13 protein-coding genes and 1 pseudogene are annotated in these 16083 nt (G+C 64.6%); 7 read left to right on the top strand and 7 right to left on the bottom strand.

Annotated features, from left to right (window positions below):
* Positions 1-88: 88 nt before the first annotated feature.
* From BLU29_RS00975 to BLU29_RS00960, 4 genes and pseudogenes are all read right to left on the bottom strand, one after another.
* A pseudogene (locus BLU29_RS00975) lies at positions 89-1080 on the bottom strand (IS481 family transposase).
* A gap of 107 nt (positions 1081-1187) precedes the next feature.
* Positions 1188-3842, bottom strand: coding sequence for a PAS domain S-box protein (locus tag BLU29_RS00970; protein WP_091054718.1), 2655 nt, complete (start codon positions 3840-3842; stop codon positions 1188-1190).
* A 236-nt stretch (positions 3843-4078) separates the two neighbouring features.
* A complete protein-coding gene (gene alr / locus BLU29_RS00965; RefSeq protein WP_091054717.1) occupies positions 4079-5230 on the bottom strand; it encodes an alanine racemase in 1152 nt (383 codons plus the stop codon).
* An 84-nt stretch (positions 5231-5314) separates the two neighbouring features.
* The gene (locus BLU29_RS00960; protein ID WP_091054716.1) at positions 5315-5995 is read right to left on the bottom strand and encodes a hypothetical protein; all 681 of its coding nucleotides are present in this window, start codon (positions 5993-5995) and stop codon (positions 5315-5317) included.
* 144 nt (positions 5996-6139) lie between these two features.
* On the opposite strand from BLU29_RS00960, the gene tig reads away from it, so the two are divergent.
* The 3 genes from tig (at position 6140) to clpX (ending at position 9503) form a co-directional block, all read left to right on the top strand.
* On the top strand, positions 6140-7462 hold the full coding sequence (tig, locus tag BLU29_RS00955; RefSeq protein ID WP_091054715.1) for a trigger factor: 1323 nt from the start codon (positions 6140-6142) through the stop codon (positions 7460-7462).
* On the top strand, positions 7459-8079 hold the full coding sequence (locus tag BLU29_RS00950) for an ATP-dependent Clp protease proteolytic subunit (protein WP_091054714.1): 621 nt from the start codon (positions 7459-7461) through the stop codon (positions 8077-8079). Before tig ends, BLU29_RS00950 begins: the two co-directional genes overlap by 4 nt.
* A gap of 125 nt (positions 8080-8204) precedes the next feature.
* Positions 8205-9503, top strand: coding sequence for an ATP-dependent Clp protease ATP-binding subunit ClpX (gene clpX / locus BLU29_RS00945; RefSeq protein ID WP_091054713.1), 1299 nt, complete (start codon positions 8205-8207; stop codon positions 9501-9503).
* A gap of 99 nt (positions 9504-9602) precedes the next feature.
* Here clpX and BLU29_RS00940 read toward each other — a convergent pair whose 3' ends face one another.
* Positions 9603-10670, bottom strand: coding sequence for a M20/M25/M40 family metallo-hydrolase (locus tag BLU29_RS00940; protein WP_091054712.1), 1068 nt, complete (start codon positions 10668-10670; stop codon positions 9603-9605).
* 116 nt (positions 10671-10786) lie between these two features.
* Here BLU29_RS00940 and BLU29_RS00935 point away from each other — a divergent pair, with 116 nt between their 5' ends.
* The 3 genes from BLU29_RS00935 to rpmG all read left to right on the top strand — a co-directional run bounded on the left by BLU29_RS00935 (position 10787) and on the right by rpmG (position 12944).
* Positions 10787-11161, top strand: a complete 375-nt coding sequence (locus BLU29_RS00935) for an NADH-quinone oxidoreductase subunit A (RefSeq protein WP_091054711.1) — start codon at positions 10787-10789, stop codon at positions 11159-11161.
* A 121-nt stretch (positions 11162-11282) separates the two neighbouring features.
* A complete protein-coding gene (locus BLU29_RS00930) occupies positions 11283-12635 on the top strand; it encodes a PTS sugar transporter subunit IIA (protein WP_091054710.1) in 1353 nt (450 codons plus the stop codon).
* A gap of 144 nt (positions 12636-12779) precedes the next feature.
* A complete protein-coding gene (gene rpmG / locus BLU29_RS00925) occupies positions 12780-12944 on the top strand; it encodes a 50S ribosomal protein L33 (RefSeq protein WP_091054709.1) in 165 nt (54 codons plus the stop codon).
* Positions 12945-13113: 169 nt separating this feature from the next.
* Here the strand turns inward: rpmG and BLU29_RS00920 are convergent, their stop codons facing one another.
* Positions 13114-13362, bottom strand: a complete 249-nt coding sequence (locus BLU29_RS00920; protein ID WP_091054708.1) for a hypothetical protein — start codon at positions 13360-13362, stop codon at positions 13114-13116.
* 253 nt (positions 13363-13615) lie between these two features.
* Positions 13616-14677: an Mrp/NBP35 family ATP-binding protein gene (locus BLU29_RS00915; RefSeq protein WP_091054707.1), complete on the bottom strand. Its 1062-nt coding sequence runs from the start codon at positions 14675-14677 to the stop codon at positions 13616-13618.
* A gap of 114 nt (positions 14678-14791) precedes the next feature.
* Here BLU29_RS00915 and BLU29_RS00910 point away from each other — a divergent pair, with 114 nt between their 5' ends.
* Positions 14792-15976, top strand: a complete 1185-nt coding sequence (locus tag BLU29_RS00910; RefSeq protein WP_091054706.1) for a PD40 domain-containing protein — start codon at positions 14792-14794, stop codon at positions 15974-15976.
* Positions 15977-16083: the final 107 nt, after the last annotated feature.

Below are 16083 nucleotides of genomic sequence, written 5' to 3'. Positions count from 1 at the left end.
GCGACCGAAGACAGGATTTCCCACGGGATCGGGTTGCGGCCCACGCGCTGAATTCCGGGAGGGAGATGTGGACGCCACCCTGCCGGGCCTAGATGTTTAGTCCCAGAGAAACCTGGTGTGGGTTGCGGATGAATCGCTGAGGCTCCTTCTGCCAGCAAGAGCAAATAAATTGGTAGGGGGTTAGGCCGTGCAGAGTCTTGAGTCGCTTCGCATAGTTGTAGGCGTCGATGAAAGCATAGAGGTGCTCCTGGAGTTGGCTGTGCAGGTCGTAGAAGTAGGTCCTCACGGTCGCTTGTTTGATCGTTCGATTCATTCGTTCGACCTGACCGTTAGTCCAGGGGTGGTTGGGTTTTGTCAGGCGGTGGTCAATGTCGAGGTCGGCACAGGCAAGCTCGAACGAGTGGGCAAGAAAGAGCTCACCGCGCGCCCGAGCCTCTTTGATCAAAGGAGCTGCCGAAGCGATGTTGCCGGGGGATGTGAAATGGGTCCCGTTGTCGGTAAGAACCGTATGGATCTTGTAGGGCACCCTCTGGGTGAGATCTCGAAGGAAGTCCCCAGCGGCCCTGCGGGTGGCTTTCTGCACGAGCCGCACAAAAGTGAACTTTGAGGTGCGATCAATTGCGACGAACAGGTACAGCTTGCCTTCAGCGGTACGGACCTCGGTGAGATCAACGTGAAAATAGCCGATTGGGTACGACTTGAATTTCTTCTTCTGAGGGGCTGCACTCCAGCCAGATCCGGCAGCCGGTTGATGTCATGCCGAACCAGGCATCGATGAAGGGCGGAGCGAGTCAGCGCCGGGATCGTGGCTTGTAGGGCATATAGGCAGTCATCCAAGGGCAACAACGTGTGCTTGCGAAACGCGACGACGATGGCCTCTTGCTCGACGCTCAGGACGCTCGAATGGGGCCTAGGCCCCATTCGAGCGTCCTCCACCGTGGAGCGTCTCCTCCACTTATGTACCGTCTTGGGATTGATCCCGTAACGGTCAGCCAGAGTCGTTAGGCTCTCTTGACTATGTTGGATTGTCCGACGCACCGCCGCTGTCGTGCGGGCGCACCCGTGAAGTATCTGTCCCATAGAGCTTGTGGTGTTACCTCACTTGGATTCATCACACCACCTCTCTCTGGGACTAAACATCTAGTGAGACTTGATGCTCAATCGGGGATGTCAGGCGCCGGGATGCCTCAGGGCTTGCCTTGCCCGGGGACCAAAGGCGTCCGTTCCAAGGCACTGCGCAACTTGGTCAGGAACTCGTCGAGGTCGAAGGGTTTGTTGACGAAATGGGTGACGCCAGACGCCTGCGCCCCGCCGTGTGCGTCGGCATCCAGATAGCCGGAGGAGAGGATGAATGGCGTAGCCGGGCGGATGGCTTCGCAATGCCGGGCCAATTCGATCCCGCTCATGCCCGGCATGGTCAGGTCGCTGATTATAGCGGCAAACTCGGCCGGGGCGGACTCGAACCGCCTCAATGCAGCCAGCGGATCGGCAAACACCTCGGGCACAAAGCCAAAGCGCCGCAGAATGTCCCGGCCCAGGGCCAGGATGACCTCGTCATCGTCGACGAGCATGATCCGGCGACCCGCGCCGAAAGCCGCTTGCTGATGCATCGGTGGATTGCTGGCGGCGGCGGGGCCGCGCGCCGTCTGGGTGGCGACCGGGAAATAAAGCGCAAACGTGGTGCCGCGCCCCACCTCGCTTTCGATCGTGATCGCTCCGCCGTGGTCCCGCATGATGCCATGCACCATGGCGAGACCCAGGCCGGTGCCTTCGTTCGGCGCCTTGGTGGTGAAGAACGGTTCGAAAAGGCGGGAGAGCACCACCTGGTCCATGCCCGCGCCGGTGTCCCGCACCGTCAGCCGCAACCGGTGGCTGGGGTCCACCTGGGGATACTGCTCCAGCAGCAGTTGGCCGGGGGTGACCGGGTGGAGCGAAATCTCCAGCAAGCCGGTGGTGTTGCGCATGGCATGCGCGGAGTTCGTCCCGAGGTTCATCAGGACCTGATGGATCTGGGTCGCGTCGCAGAGCACGGGCGGGCAGTCGGCGGCGATCACCGTGCGGATCTCGATGTTGGCCGGCAGGCTGGCGCGCAGCAATTGCACGGCTTCATGCACGATGGGACCGAGCGGGACGGCGATGCGGTCGCCTTGGTAACGGCGGCTGAAAGTCAGGACCCGGGCGATGTGATCGCGGGCCCGCTGGCTGGCGCGGTTCGCCTCGCGTAGCCGCGGCAGGGAGGGATGGTTGGCCGGCAGTTCCAGTTCCGCCAGCTGCAGGTTGCCCATGATGCCCGTGAGGATGTTGTTGAAGTCGTGGGCGATGCCCCCGGCCAGCGTGCCGAGCGCATCCAGCTTCTGGGCGTGCCGCAGCTGCTCCTCCAGGGCGCGCTGCCGCTGCGCCGCCTGGGTCTGCTCCGTGATATCCTGGCTCAGGCCGTAGGCGCGCACCGTGCGACCGGTGGCATCCTTCTCGATGGCCATGCGCACCGACATCACGCCGGTCGAGCCGTCGGCTCGCAGGAACCGGTGTTCAACCTGCCGCGAATAGTGCGGGTCGGCCGTTTCGATGGCCCGCTGCAATTCCACCGCCACCCCGGCTGATTCCTCGGGCGGGATGAACCGGCGCACGTATTCCTCCCGCTTCATTTGCATGCCGCCTTTGCGGGTGCCCTGCAGGCCGAGGAGCTTGCAGAAGTTTTCATCGATCCGGAGAACCCCGGCCGTGACCTCATATTCCCAGTGGCCCAGTTTGGCGGCGTCCATCGCCAGGATCAGCTTCGTCTGGTGCTCGCGAAGGGCCTGCTCGGTTTTCTTGCGTTCGGTGACGTCCACGATCTGGGAGACGAGATACTGCGGGCGGCCGTCGGCGGTGAGGATGAGGGAGACGTGCACCTGCACCCAGACGGTGCGTCCGTCCTTGTGCAGGTAGCGTTTTTCGCGCTGATAGCTGGCGGTCTGCCGCGCCACGAGTTGGGCGATGGCGCTCCGGTCGGCCGGCAGGTCATCGGGGTGGGTGACCGATTGAAAGTCCCGGTTCAACATCTCCTCCCGCGTGTAGCCGACGATGGCGCACAGCGCCGGATTGACCTCAAGCCAGCGGCCGTCGAGCGTGACCAGCGACATGCCGATGGGCGAGTGATGCATCGCGGAGCGGAACCGCTCCTCGCTCTCATGCAACGAGTCCTGCGCGCGGGCGAAATTCAGCAGGATCACGCCGATGCTGATGCAGATGTTCGCGGCGGTCAGGATGATGATCGTGCCCGCGGCGAGGATCGGTGCGGGCACGCCGTGCCCGTTCCAACTGATGAACCCGAGTCCGAGCGGCACGCGCAGCAGGTTCCACGCGGAAAGCAGGCCGAACGTGGCGATCAGACTGTGTTTGATGGCCGGATGGGCGAAGGGTTTTACGCGCCGGACCAACCCCGCGCAGTCGGCGAAAAGCGGCACCAACATGAGCGACAGCAGGAACACCCGGGCATTCGGGTCCGGCCGGGCATAAGTGAAAAAAATGGCGATGCCTGCGACCAGCGTCATCACCACATAGGCGACCCAGTTTCGCGGCGGTTGGCCGGAAAAGTACCGCAGGCCGCCGGCCACCAGCAGCGGGTGGGCAAAAAACGTCAGGTTGATCAGCAGGGTGGCCGGCGCCGGCGGCAGCAGTTCCAGATTCAACATTGCCAGCATGGCCATCGACAGGAACACGCTGGTCGACGCCAGCACCCACTGGCGAAAGCCGGGATAGGTCCGGCTGGTAAAAAGCACCAGGACCAAGGCCAGACTCAGCGCCAGATTTACGACGCAACAAACGAAATAGGTGGTGGGCAGGTCCAGAAATGTATGCATGGATGCGGCGCAAGAGACACCTGCCGGCTCCTGCCGCTGCCGGCAAGGAGCCAAGCGAAGAGGCGATGGCGATATCTTGTTTCCTTACCCGCGCCTTAGTCCAGCACAACCAGCACCGGAGCCGCCGGCCTGAAGGCACCCGGTCGGTCAGACGGCTTGGTCGCAGGGGCTTGCTTAGACAAAGCCCAGCGGACCAGGTGCACCGCTGAGAACATGACTTTGGCTTCGACCGGCCTTTAGATGCCGAGGGGTGTTCGGTAGAACCGGGGCACGCGCTTCGTCACGGAGCAGAGGGTTTCCCACGGGATCGAGTCGGCCCACGCGCTGAACTCGGTGATGGAGATGTGGACGCCATTCTGCCGGCCCACGAGCACGACGGCGTCGCCGGCGTGCACCGGTGTGGCGATGTCCGTGATGTCCACAATGGTCTGGTCCATGGTGACGCGGCCGAGCACGGGGCAGCGCCGGCCGTGGATGAGGACTTCGGCGCGGTTGCTGCTGGCGCGGGCGAGGCCGTCGCCATAACCGGCCGTGAGGACGGCGACCGTGCTGGGCCGCTTGAGTTTGAACGTGCGGCCGTAGCTGATGCCGGTGCCGGCGGGCAGTTGTTTCACCAGACCGACGCGGGTGTGGAAGCTGAACACGGGTTCGGGGTGCACGCGGGCGAGCAACGAGTGCGGGTGGGGGAGAATGCCGAACTGCAGCAGGCCGACCCGCACGGCGTTGAACACGCTTTGCCCCGGCGTGGATTCCAGCCCGGCGCTGTTGTCCGCGTGGATGAACAGCCCGGCGGGGTCGAACCCCGGGAAACGCTGCAGCGTGGCCAGGAAGAGGCGCCGCTGTTCCGCGGTGAACACCGGGTCCTCGTCCGCGCTGGAGAAATGGGTGAACACGCCGGCCAGGCACACACCCTGGGCCGCGCGGATCCGCTCATACACCGCGCCCGCCTGCTCGTGCCACACGCCGAGCCGGCCCATGCCGGTGTCGATCTTGAGGTGCACCGCGATGGGCTTGCCGGCGGCCCGGCCGGCGGCGTCGAAGCGCGCCACCTCCTCGGCGGACGAGACGGTGGCGGCCAGGTCGTGGTCGGCCAGGTAGCGGTCCTCTTCGGGCAGCACGGGGCTCAGCAACAGAATCGGCCAGTCGCCGCTCAGTTCGCGCAGGGACAGGGCCTCGGCGACGTTGGCCACGGCGAAGAGATCGGCGCCGGCGTGCATCAGGCGGGCGGCGACGTGGTGCAGGCCGTGGCCGTAGGCGTCGGCCTTCACGACGGCGACATACTTGATCTCCGGCGGCAGCGAGGCGCGGATAAGTTTCAGGTTGCGCTCGAGGGCGGCGAGGTCGATCTCGACCCAACAGCGGCGCGGCAATTGCGCGGAGGCCGTCATGTAGCGTCCCGAAGATCCGCAATGACAGATGAATTCACCCTGCCAAGTATTGTGGCTCGTGTTGGAAAGTTCATGGCAGAGGAGCTAGTGCCGAATCACGGCGTCGGCGCTGTGCACCTGCGCGGACCACTTTTTGTATTCGGGTGCCTCGTGCTGGAAGGCGTCGGGTGCTTCGACCGGGCGAAAGTAATCGCCGTCACCCAGGGACGGGAAAATCTTCGCCAGGTCGTAACTGCACGACGCGGCCGGACGGGGCGGGGGGGCCCACGCGCGGAAATTTTCCGGCGTCAGCAATTCCCCGGCCGGCAGCCCGGCCGCGGGCACACGCTGCAAAGATGCCAACCGGCCATCGGCGCCGACGGCTTGCACATGCCAGGTGTCGCGCCGCGCATCGGCGATGACAGCGAAAGCGTGCGGTGAATGCGTCCAGGCCGAGCGCCCGGCGACGGCGAGGCTTTGGTAGGCGTAGGCCGGGCGTGGCTTGAGCACCTGCCATGTGCGCAGGGCCATGGCGACGGTGCGCGTGCCGAGCATCGAGCCGGGGCCCTCGCAGAAAAGAAACGCGCCGACGTCGTCGAGCTTGCCGCCGCCTTCCCGCAGCACGGTCTCCGTACCGGTGAATATCCCCATGCCGGCCTCGGCGTCGAAACCAAGCCAGAGGGCGGGGGCGCCGGATCGGAGCAGCCCGACCTGCACCCGCGTGGAGGCGGCGTCGAGGACGAGGAGGCGGCCATGGCTGGCCAAAAGCTGTGTGAGCGAAGGCATTACGCGAGGGGCAGCTTGGACCCGGGCGGGCAAAAGTCCATGTTGGTTTCAGACCGGCCAGCCGGACCAATCTGACGTTGACCGGAGGGGCTCGTGGCCTACGTTGGCCGGTTCATCGACTGAAATCCGCCTATTTATTACACCGTGAACGTTCAAATCACCGATATCAACGAGACCCGCAAAACGCTGACCGTCACCCTCGACAAGGGTGAGGTCGATGGCGAATACAACACCATCCTCGGCGAATTCACCAAGCAGGTCAGCCTGCCCGGCTTCCGCCCGGGCAAGGCCCCGGCCGCCATGGTCGCCAAGCGCTTCGGCAAGGAGCTGAAGGACGAGTTCAAGCAGAAGGTCATCGGCAAGGCCTACCGCGACGGCCTCGACCAGTCGAAGCTCGAGGTGCTCTCGCTGGTCGACGTCGAGGAAGGCGCGATCGAACCCGGCCTCTCCGCCGCCATCAAGCTGACCGTGGATGTGCGCCCCGACTTCAAGCTGCCGGACTACAACGGCCTCTCCACCGAGATCGCGCTCGTCGAGCCGACCGACGCCGAGGTCGACACCGTGATCGAGGGCCTGCGCGCCGAGCGCGCCGATTTCAAGGTCGCCGAGCGCGCCGCCGCCAAGAGTGACTACGTTCGCTTCGGTTACACCGGCACGCTTGACGGCAAGCCCCTCGCCGATCTCGTGGCCGACAAAGCCATCTATGCCGCCGCCCCCCAGACCTGGGAAGAGGTCGAAGGCGCCAACGAGGGCCTGCTCCCCGGCATGTCCAAGCAGCTCGCCGGCCTGAAGGCGGGCGACAAGAAGGACGCCACCGTCACGTTCCCGGCGGAATTCGCCGCCGTCCCGGCGCTGGCCGGCAAGACCGTCACCTACGCCATCGAGGTGCAGGAGGTCCGCGAACGCGTGCTGCCGCCGCTGGACGAGAAGTTTTTCAAGGAAAACCAGGCCGACGATCTCACCAGCCTCAAGGCGCAGGTCGCGACCAACCTGAAGATGCGCAAGGAACATGAGAACCGCGCCGCCCAGCGCCGCCAGGTGACCGATGCCCTCGTCGCCCAGGCCAACTTCCCCGTGCCGGACAGCCTGATCGCCTCCGAGCGCGACGGCGTGCTCCGCCAGTTCATCGAGGAGAACATGCGCCGCGGCATCCCGCAGGAGCAGTTCGAGCAAAACAAGAAGGAACTCTACGACAGCGCCACCAAGGCCGCCATCTCCCGCGTGAAGGTGCAGCTCATGCTCGCCAAGATCGCCGACGCCGAAAAGCTCAAGGTCGACGAGAAGGATTTCAACAACTGGATCATGCGCGAGGCCATGCGCTCCAGCCAGCGTCCTGACAAGCTCGCGAAGGACCTCGGCAAGGACCGCGAGCAGCTCCGCGCCATCCAGCAGCAGCTGCTTTTCGACAAGGCCCTTGATTTTCTCGTCTCCAAGGCTACCGTAAAGACGGCAACAGCCAAAGCATGAGCTACTACGTCCCCATCGTCCTCGAAAACACCGGCCGCGGCGAGCGGTCCATGGATATCTACAGCCGCCTCCTCAAGGATCGCATCATCTTCATCGGCACGCCGATCGACGACATGGTGGCGAACCTCGTGATCGCGCAGATGCTGTTCCTCCAGATGGAGGAGCCGAAGAAGGATATCCACCTCTACATCAACTCCCCGGGCGGCGTCGTGACCGGCGGCATGGCCATCTACGACACCATGAACTTCCTGCAGTGTGACATTGTCACCTACTGCATCGGCATGGCGGCCAGCATGAGCACCGTGCTCCTCGCGGCCGGCACCAAGGGCAAGCGCTTCGCGCTCCCCAACAGCCGGGTCATGATCCACCAGCCCTCGGGCGGCGCGGGCGGCCAGGCGGCCGACATCGCCATCCAGGCGAAGGAGATCATCCGCTGGCGCAAGACCCTCAACGAGACCATCGCCAAGCACACCGGCAAGACGGCGCTGCAGATCGAGACCGATTCCGACCGCGACTACTATCTCAGTGCGGAAGAGGCCAAGACCTATGGCATCGTCGACCACGTCGTGAGCTCCACTCGCGACGCCCAGAAGATCGCCCAGACGGCCGCCGCCTGAGCGAGCCTTGATGTAGGGGTGCCGCTTGCCGGCACCCGCGGGCGGCGACGAGCGCCGCCCCTACATTAAATGCACGCTGGAAAATCCCTCGACTAACGGGCCGCAAGCGCCGATATACTCATTTTATGGCCAAATCCTCGCGCATGACGCTCTGTTCCTTCTGCGGCAAGTCGCAGGCGGAAGTCCGCAAAATCATTGCGGGCCCGGGCGTTTACATTTGCGACTCCTGCGTCAACGTCTGCAAGACGATCATTGACCGCGAGGTGAAGGCCCCGACCGCCGAGGGCGCCAAGCCGGCCTTCCGCCTGGTCAAGCCGGCCGAGATCAAGCAGGTCCTCGACGACCATGTGATCGGCCAGGACCACGCCAAGAAGGTCCTGTCGGTCGCCGTCTACAATCATTACAAGCGCCTCAATTTCGACGCCGGCACCGGCAACAACCGCGACGTCGCCTCGATGCCGGCCGAGTTCAACGATGTCGAGGTCGAGAAGAGCAACATCCTGCTCGTCGGCCCGACCGGTTCCGGCAAGACCCTGCTGGCCCGCTCGCTGGCTCGCATCCTCGACGTGCCGTTCGCCATTTCAGACGCCACCACGCTCACCGAGGCCGGCTACGTGGGCGAGGACGTCGAGAACGTCGTCCTCCGCCTCCTGCAGTCCGCCAACTACGACGTGAAGAAGGCCGAGTGCGGCATCATCTACATCGACGAGATCGACAAGATCCGGCGCACGACCGAGAACGTCTCGATCACCCGCGACGTGTCCGGCGAGGGCGTGCAGCAAGCGCTGCTCAAGATTCTCGAGGGCACCACCTGCAACGTGCCCCCGCAGGGCGGCCGCAAGCACCCGAACCAGGAATACATCCAGGTCAACACGGCCAACATCCTTTTCATCTGCGGCGGCGCCTTCGTCGGCCTTAACGAGGTCATCAAGAAGCGCCTCGGCCAGCGTTCGCTCGGCTTCCACATCAACGAGAAGGACCACCAGCTCACCCCGGACGAGATGATGCGCGGCGTCGCCCCGGAGGACCTGATCCGCTTCGGCATGATCCCCGAGTTCATCGGCCGCCTACCGGTCGTCTCGGTGCTCGACGAGCTGAAGGTCGCCGACCTCGAGAAGGTCCTGCTCCGCACCAAGAACTCGATGGTGAAGCAGTATGCCAAGCTTTTCGCGATGGACGGCGTGCAGCTCAAGTTCACGCGCGACGCCGTGGTGGCCATCGCCAAGCGCGCCATCGAGCTCAAGACCGGCGCCCGCGCGCTCCGCGCCATCCTCGAGAAGATCATGCTCGAGGTGATGTATGAACTGCCGGCGCGCGACGACATCGCCGAGGTCATCATCGACCAGGCCGTCGTCGAGGGCCGCAAGAAGCCGCAGCTCAAGAAACCCGGCCACGGCGCCTCCTCCGACAAGAACGCGGCCTGAGTGGGTTGCCTCTGAAGGTGGAACCCGGCCTCCGGACGGGTTTGCCTTGTGGCATTCGGAAGCCCTGAAAGCGCGTCCGGAGGCCGCGCTCCACCTTGACTACCAGTTGAAGCTTTCGCCCTTGCCGACGGACTTGGCGAAAACCGCGAAGAGCTTCACGCAGTTCTCCACGTCCTCCAGGTCCACGACCTCGCTGGGCGTGTGCATGTAGCGGAGCGGGATCGAGACGAGACCGCAGGCCACGCCGCCGCGGGCCATCTGGATGGCGCGGGCGTCGGTGCCGGTCGGACGGGGGTCGGCCTCGAGCTGGTAGGGGAGCTTGGCCTTCTTCGCGCTGGCGACGAGGCGGTCGAAGACCTTCGGGTTGATGTTCGGGCCGCGGCAGATGATCGGGCCGGCGCCGAGCTTGGTTTCGCCGTGCTTGCGCGGGTCGCAGTCCGGGTGGTCGGTGGCGTGGCCGACATCGACGATGAGGGCGATATGCGGGTCGACGGCAAAGGCCGAGGTCTGCGCGCCGCGGGTGCCGATCTCCTCTTGGGTGGTGGCGACCGAGACCACCTTGGCGTTGAGCTTGTCCTTGGCCTTGGCGAGGCGGATGAGGGCCTCGCCGACGATGTAGGCGCCGACCTTGTTGTCGAAGGCCCGGGCGGTGCCGATGCTGCCGTTGATCAGTTCGAACTCGTGGTCGTAGGTCGCCACGTCGCCGATGGCGACACGGGTGAGGGCCTCGGCCTTGGTCTTGGCACCGATGTCGATCCAGATCTCGTGGATCTCGGGCACCTTCTTGCGGTCGGCTTCGTCCATCAGGTGGATGGCGCGTTTGCCCGTCACGCCCTTCACGGTGCCGGCGGCGGTCTGGATGATGACGCGGCGGCCGGAGATGATGCTGCGGTCGTGCCCGCCGATGGTGTCGAAGTAGAGGTAGCCGTCCTTGTTGACGTAGGTGATGATCAGGCCGAGCTCATCCATGTGGCCGGCCATCATGAGGGTGGGGCCGCCCTTGGGGTTCAGCGTGGCGAGGCGGTTGCCAAGGGCGTCGTTGGCGTAGACGGCGGCATGGGGCTTCACGAAGCGGTCATAGACAGCCTGAGCCTGGGCTTCGGCGCCGGAGGGTGACTTGGCGCGCAGCAGCTCGGTGAGGAAAACGGGGGCTTGGTAGGCGGACATGAACCTACCTTCAGTTCAAACGCCGCAGCCCCGCAACCGGGAAATGGCGGGGACAATCCTCGGCGGATGAAAAATTCCACTTGAACCGGCGCGCCGGGTGGGAACTCTAGGGGCTGATGAGCTACGCCGCCTACCTGCCGTTTTTGGTCCAAGTCGTCCTGGCCGCCGGGATCACGACCGTCGTGATCGCCGCGAGCCAGTTCCTGGGCCAGCGCGCGTTGCACACCAAGATCAAGGACGCGGCCTACGAGTGTGGCATCCTGTCCGACGGCAGCACGCACACGCGGTTCTCGGTGAAGTTCTACGTCACCGCGATGCTCTTCATCCTCTTCGACATCGAGGTCGTGTTCCTCATCCCGTGGACGTTCGTCTACCGCGATTTCCTCGCCAACCACATCGCGATCCTTTCGCCCATGCTGTTCTTCCTCTTCGTGCTCGTGCTTGGCCTCTTCTACGAGGTGAAGAAGGGCGCACTGGAATGGGAGAAGTGATGTGCGGGATCACTCTTGATTCCTCTCTCATCTGAAAATGTGGAAATCAGGAAACCAGGGAAATAGCACCCTGCCCATTCCGGCCTTCCTGAGTTCCACATTCTAAGCCCGACGTTTCCCCATGCGGCTCGACAAATACATCTCGCGCAGCCGCGTCCTCGACCTCGGCAGCGCCGACATGGAGGGCGCGCTGGTCGAGCTGCTCAACCTGACGGTTGAGCGTTTCCCGGACCTGAACAAGGACGCCCTGCTCAAGGGCCTGCTGCGCCGCGAGAACACGATGACGACCTACCTCGGCCTCGGCGTGGCCATGCCGCACGTGCGCGTGAAGATGGGCCGGCGCTACATTCTCGCGATCGGCCGCAGCCATTACGGCATCCGTTATGACGGCGCGATGGAGAACGAGCCGGTGCGGCTCGTGTTCATGCTCATCGCCGACGAGAAGACGCGCGATTACCTCCAGTTGCTCGCCGCCCTGGCGCGGCTGATGAAGGAGCAGGATTTCGTCGACAGCCTCGTGCAGGCCCCCGACCTCGACGCGCTTTATGACCGGCTCTTCACCGGCTTCGGCGGCATGGCGGCCAAGCCCGTCGCGGCGCCGCAGACCCGCGTCAACCGCGTCGTCCTGCGCGAGTCCGAGAAGATCGCGGCCGGCAGCGGCTGCACCGGGCTGATGGTGTTCGGTGACACCTTTACCGGCAGTTTCAAGGCTCCGAAGTGGACCACTAAGCTCAAGACCATCCTCGTGACGCGCAACCTGTCGGAAACCGACGACCGCCCCGGACGTTTCGACGACAGCATCCAGGTCCGCTCCTTTTCCAGCCAGCGCATGGCGCAGTTGCGCAGCGCGGTGCTCGTCGGCATCACGCGCGGCCTGATCACCTTCAACGACCGCATCTGCTGCGTCGGCGGCCTGGCGGGCAGCAACCAGTTCGACTCGATCGTGATCGTCGACGTGGAGAAGGAATTCTCGACCCTGCTCACCGGCCACGCCGACCTGCTGCCGCCCGACGTGAAGCCCGAGGTGCTTGAGCGCGTGATTGCCGTGGCCACTGAGCTCGCCGTCGAGGGCCGCGAGGGCCGGCCGGTCGGCTGTCTGTTCGTCGTGGGCGACAGCGAGAAGCTCGCTACGCTGACCAAGCCGCTCGTGCTCAATCCCTTTTACGGCTACAAGGAGGAGGACCGGAACATCCTGAATCCCTTCATGGACGAGACCATCAAGGAGTTCTCGTCCATCGACGGCGCGTTCGTCATCCGCGGGGACGGGGTGGTGGAGGCAGCCGGTTCACTGATCCAGGCTTCAGACTATAACCACGCCTTGCCCAGCGGGCTGGGCGCGCGGCATGCGGCAGCGGCGGCCATCTCCGTGGCGGCCGACTGCATTGCGCTGGTCGTCTCATCGAGCTCCGGGCAGGTGACGCTTTTCCGTCGCGGAGTGATGATGCCGCTGACGGAAAAGAAGGTAAGTGCCTAATTTCGTGCAGCTTGAGTGTAGGGTCGCCGATTGCGGCGGCCTCGCGCGCTAGGTCGGCGCAAGCACCGACCCTACATTTTGGAGAATTGAGTTGCAGGGCCTTGGCGCGCCGCCTTTCTTCGGCCCTTCCAACCCATTTAAGCCATGCAAGAAACCGTTACACTGGAGTGCACTGAAGCCCGCAAAGAGGGCAAACCCGCTTCGCGCTACCTCACCAAGCGCAACAAGAAGACCGTGACCGAGCGCATCGAGAAGAAGAAATACAATCCCTTCCTCAAGCGCCACACGCTGCACAAGGAGATCAAGTAAGGTTTGGCTGTAGAGGCGGTCTAGCGACCGCCCGTCCGGCGCTCATAGAGCGCCGCTACAAATAAAGATTCAGGCCGGTTCCTCGCGGACCGGCCTTTTGCTTGGGTGGAGCCCGACCTCCGGGCGGGCTTTGCACAAACGCGCCCAGAGGCCGCGTTCCACCTTGGGGCTATTTTTTTTCGACCGGCGCCGTGGCCCCGGCGGCGAGCTGGGCCCGACGTGCGGCGCGCCAGCTGTCCCGATGCTTGCGGATCCAGTCGAGCAGGGCGCGTTCAAAACCGATGTCATAACCCAGGCGCTCCGACTCGATCCACTTGTGTTTCAGGATCTCCTCCCGCTCCGCCAGGAACTCCTGGTAGAGGCTCGACTGTTTGACAAAGTCGCGGCTGCCGGTGGTTTCTGCGGGGGGGGGCATCATGGCAGGCACGGTGGGGCTTAGCGACAAAGACAAACGGAGATACACCCGACTTGCATCGTCGGAAGATGGTGGCGGCCCGGCTGCTGTGTCATGCGAGGAACACCCTAGATGTTCCGCGGTGTCCGTGTCAACCCGCGTGCGGAGCGGGCGTGTCTTAACGGGTTGGCTTGGGGTAGAGCGGGCTGACCTCAGCCCGCTTTTAGGGGCATCGGAGATCGAATACCCCAACGCGCTGAGGTCAGCGCGTTCCACCTCAGATCTTCAGCTTCGTGAGCAGGCCGGCGGCGATCGCGCGGAAAACCTGCGCCGGCTTGCCGTCGGGGTTATTGACCGTAACCGGATGCCCGGTGTCGCCGCCGGCCCGGATCTCGGGGAAGAGCGGCACCTGGCCGAGGAGGCCCGTGCCAAGCAGCTCCGCCGTGATGGCGCCACCGCCCTCGCCGAAGAGAGACTGCCGGTTGCCGTTGGCATCCTCGAACCAGCTCATGTTCTCGGCCACGCCGAGGAGCGGGACATTGACCTTCTGGAACATCAGGCCGCCCTTGCGCGCGATGTTGGTCGCGGCCGTCTGGGGCGTCGTCACCAGGATGGCGCCGTCGAGCGGGAGCGTCTGGACCAGCGAAAGCTGTGCGTCGCCCGTGCCGGGCGGCAAATCAACCAGCAAAATGTCCAGCTCGCCCCACTTCACGTTTTGAACGAATTGCTGGATGGTCTTCATGATCATCGGGCCGCGCCAGACGACCGGCGTGTTGTCGTCCACGAGGAAGCCCATGGACATGACCTTCACGCCGTAGCGCTCCAGCGGCACCAGCGACTCGCCGTCGATGGCCGGGCGGCCTTGCAGGCCCATCATGAGGGGCACGGAGGGCCCGTAGATGTCGCAATCCATCAAGCCGACGCGTCCGGGGCGGCCGCGCTTCTCGAGGAGTTGAGCGAGGGCGCAGGCGAGGTTGACCGCAAAGGTGGACTTGCCGACGCCGCCCTTGCCCGAGGCGATGGCGACGGAGTGCTTGAGGCCGGTGGGGGCGGTGCCGCCGCCCGGGGTGCTCTGGCCGGGCTGCGGCGGGGCCTTGGCGGCCGAGACCGCGAGCTCGATGATCACGTCCTTTACGCCGGGCAGTGCGCGCAGGCACTTTTCGATCTCAGCCTTGAGCATCGTCGGCACCTTGGGGTCCGAGGTAGTGATGGCCACCGCGACCTTGGCCGTGCCGTCGGCGAACGTCGCCGAGCGCACGAGCCCGAAAGAGACGATATCCCGGCTGAATCCGGGATACTTTACCTGCTTGAGGGCTTCCTTGATGGTGTCGGTGGTCACAATGGGTCGTGAAAATGGCTTGGAAAACGAGTGGCTTTGACCTTGTGAGTAGGCTGCCGGGAGTAAAACAAAAACCGGACCCGAACTTTCATCATTAATTCCAGACTCATCCTCATGCAGAACACCTTTCGTTTCCTCCTTGGACTCGCGTTGGTCGCGCCCCTTTTCGCCCAGCGCGACATCGGTGATATTATCGTTGATGTTAACTCGCAGGTCATGGGTATCACGGTCTCCTCCTCATCACCCGAGCTGCAGAACCTGGCCCTGAAGGCCTTTGGCGCCCATGGCCGCTATCGCACGGTCACCAGCGGCGGCGCCTTCAACCTCACCTTCACCCCGGCGGGCGCGACCGCGGTCACGGTCACCATCACCAAGGGCAGCGCGGGCACGCCGGTGCACAGCGAGACCGTTGCGGGCACGAGCCTGCGCAACGCCCTGCTCCGCGCCGCCGATGTCGCGGTCACCAAGACCAGCGGGTTGCGCGGTTTCTTCGCGGGCAAGCTGGCCTTCGTCGGCGAGGCGACCGGCAAGACGGAAATCTACACCTCGGACCTTTTCTTCGGCGAGGCCCAGCGCTGGACCTCCGATGGCAAGCAGATCATGAGCCCGCGCTGGGTGCCGGGCGGCACGAAGATCGTCTTCACCAGCTATCGCACCAGCTTTCCTGACATCTATGTGCTGGAGCTGGACAACCGCCGCATTTCCCTGCTCGCGAGCTTCAAGGGCACCAACAGCGGCGGCCGCTTCAGTCCCGATGGCCAGCGCGTCGCCATGGTGCTTTCCGGCGAGGGCAACCCCGAGATCTACGTCGGCAACGCGCAGGGCCGGCAGATCCGGCGCCTCACGAACAACCAGGCGGTCGAGGCGTCCCCCGTGTGGTCGCCGGACGGCTCGCGCCTGATTTTCACCTCCGATATCATCGCCACGGGGCGGCCCCAGCTGCAGGTCATGTCCGCGAGCGGCGGGCCGATGACCCGCCTGGTGACCGGGTTCAACTATTGCGCCGAGCCGGACTGGAGCATGGCCAACCCGAACAAGATCGCCTTCACCGCGGCCCAGGGTCGCGGCTTCCAGGTTGCCGTCTACGACCTGGCGAGCGGGAAAGGGGCGATCGTTTCGAAGGCGCCCGCCGATGCCATCGAGCCGGTCTGGATGGCTGACGGCCGCCATGTCATCTGCACGTTCCGCGCCGCCAACACCCGCAGCCTCTACCTGCTCGACACCGAGTCCGGCAAGGCCACGCGGCTCAGCCCGACTTCGCTCGGCAACGCCTCCGGCGCCGCCTACCTGGCGCCGTGAGTGAGTTCCGCAATGTAGGGTCGGCGCTTGTCGCCGGACCGCGGGTAGGGGCGCTTGCCCCCAAGCGCCCTCAGGGCGGTTAAGGGTAACCGCCCCTACCACAATCA

It is taken from the genome of Opitutus sp. GAS368, assembly GCF_900104925.1.
Taxonomy (GTDB): Bacteria; Verrucomicrobiota; Verrucomicrobiia; order Opitutales; family Opitutaceae; genus Lacunisphaera.
Note: the sequence above shows the minus strand (reverse complement) of the source record. Positions and strands in the feature narration are given on the sequence as shown.